Annotated in this window: 1 protein-coding gene; it reads right to left on the bottom strand. The window is 53.1% G+C overall.

Annotation, left to right across the window (positions count from 1 at the left end; translation table 11 throughout):
• A partial coding sequence (locus tag FN960_RS23865) for a PrpR N-terminal domain-containing protein (protein WP_185971139.1) occupies nt 1-288 on the bottom strand: 288 nt, incomplete at both ends.

Here is a 288-nt window from a genome sequence, read left to right as displayed (position 1 = left end):
CATATCCAGCGCATCGCTGAACGCCTGGCGCACGGTGGCGGCGGAATAGATAAAAATTCCGGTCATTCCGGCTTCTTCTGCCAGATCGGTAATCAGCCCCGCGCCGACCACCGCTTCGGTGCCGTTAGCTTTTAGCTCGTTAATCTGCCCGCGTGCGTCTTCTTCGGTAATGTAGCTACGTTGATCGAGGCGCAAATTAAAGGTTTTTTGAAACGCCACCAGTGCCGGAATAGTTTCCTGATAAGTGACAACGCCGATAGAAGAGGTGAGTTTTCCGGCTTTTGCCAG

This window comes from Alkalicoccobacillus porphyridii (assembly GCF_007293315.1).
GTDB lineage: Bacteria > Bacillota > Bacilli > Bacillales > Bacillaceae_D > Alkalicoccobacillus > Alkalicoccobacillus porphyridii.
The sequence above is the reverse complement of the archived record's forward strand: the minus strand, read 5'-3'. Positions and strand labels throughout refer to the sequence as shown.